The following is a 1,699-nucleotide window of genomic DNA, read 5'->3' on the forward strand; positions in this document are numbered from 1 at the left end:
GTTCAATTCCTGCAGGGTTCCTGACTTACCCAATTTCTCAAGCCGCTGATATAACGGGTTTTCGCGCTACACTTGTTCCGGTTGGGGATGATCAATGACCAATGCTTGAGCAAACGAATGAAATCGTGAGAAAGATTAACCACCTTGGTGGACAAGAGATCCTAAAAGAGTGCCGGCCGTTGCTTAGTGATGCGCCACGTTTACCGAGTACTGATGGCAAAAATAAAATGTCGAAAAGCATGGGCAATGCCATTAACTTAGGGGCGACTGAAAAGGAAATCTCAGCTGCAGTAAAATCCATGTACACCGACCCAAGCCATTTGCGCATCGAAGACCCTGGTCAAGTAAAAGGCAACATTGTGTTCACTTATCTCGATGCTTTTCACTCTGACAAAGAGCATGTCGAGCAACTCAAAGCGCACTATCGCCGTGGCGGGCTAGGAGATGGAACCACGAAAAAAGTATTGGAAGAATGCCTTCAAGAAATGCTGCGTCCGATCCGAGAGAAACGGGCGTTGTATTTGAATGACAAAGCGCAACTTATTGAGATTCTTAAACATGGCAGCCAAGTCTCTCGAGAAAAAACAGAACAAGTTTTGTCCGATGTTAAGAGTGTGTTTGGCTTGAACTTGTTCTGAAATAGGTTCGGGAGCACAAAGTAAAAAGGCACGAAAGCTAACCTGCTACGTGCTTTTTTGTATGCGCACCTTATGAAGCAAAGAACTCGCGACGAAAATTCGCTATCTCTTGTTGATAGTAACGCTGCCAGTCAGATTCAGACCAACTCGCGTGGCTGGTGGCTCTTTGCGTTGCCAATCTGGATTCGAGCTGTTTTAGCTCGGTTTGATAACTGCGAACTTGCTGCTTTTGTTTTGCTATTTGTTGTTCACGAGTGCGGATTTGGTTGCTTTCTTGTTCAGACAGATAGTTTTTCTGCAATTCTTGAATCAAGGTTTGTCTCTCGAACCCCTTCATACTTGCAGGGATCAGAGCCACCGCTCGTTCATATTTTGTTTGGTTGCTGTCTAACCCCAAGGCGTTTTCGTTCCCCTGCCATTCGGTGACTAAATCCTCGAATGCTTTCACGTAATCTTGAGCCGATACGGCATCAAGTTGCTCGGCTTGTAAGCTGAAATCATAAAGTGCGAACTCATCGGCGAAAATCACCTCGGCGAGCTCTCCCCAAATCTTTCTCGCTTCGGATTTTAATCGTTCGACACGAGAGGCGAGCGGTTGCTGCTCATCAAACAACAAATTGCCAACGCTTTGTTGCCAAAGACCATCGAGTTGATGGTAGTTCGCTAACAAATTAAAACGCTCTGCAGACAAATCTATAGCTAGTTCATTAAGTTTGGATTCGCAATTGAGCTCGGACATACAGGTGTGCCAAAACGTCTCGATTTCTGCTTTCAATGCTCGACCTTTAGAACGGTTTAGTCGCTCTGCAAGATCTTGAATCTCTGTGGGCATGTTGTCTGATTTTGACTTGGACTTTTGAGTACTGCTTTGGTGCGGGGGTAGTGTCGAATCACTATCAACCAATGCGATTGATTTATCCTGTAACTCCGAAGAAAGCTGCGTTAAGTGATCGCGCTCGTCGACATTGACTGAAAACCAAACTATGCCCGCCAAAACGGCGGACACAGTGATTAGTAAGCTGAGCTTCATGGCTTGATCACGGCGCTGACAGGGAAGTGAT

The 1,699-nt window shown here is 45.8% G+C and carries 1 protein-coding gene and 1 pseudogene; one reads left to right on the plus strand and one right to left on the minus strand.

The genetic code is table 11. The features are described from left to right. Window positions 1-638: pseudogene (locus tag R7Q41_RS23900) on the plus strand (tryptophan--tRNA ligase); the annotation flags it as partial. Window positions 639-708: 70 nt separating this feature from the next. On the opposite strand, the gene R7Q41_RS23905 reads toward R7Q41_RS23900, so the two are convergent. After that, window positions 709-1,668 (minus strand): chromosome partitioning protein ParA, encoded by a 960-nt coding sequence (locus tag R7Q41_RS23905; protein WP_318144698.1) that lies wholly within the window; start codon window positions 1,666-1,668, stop codon window positions 709-711. Between the last annotated feature and the right edge of the window lie 31 nt (window positions 1,669-1,699).

Source organism: Vibrio sp. 2096 (assembly GCF_033339595.1).
Classification (GTDB): Bacteria; Pseudomonadota; Gammaproteobacteria; order Enterobacterales; family Vibrionaceae; genus Vibrio; species Vibrio alginolyticus.

Bases quoted from the DNA above. Each gene is read 5' to 3' on its own strand.
- R7Q41_RS23905 (WP_318144698.1), bottom strand. From the start codon at position 1,668: ATGAAGCTCAGCTTACTAATCACTGTGTCCGCCGTTTTGGCGGGCATA.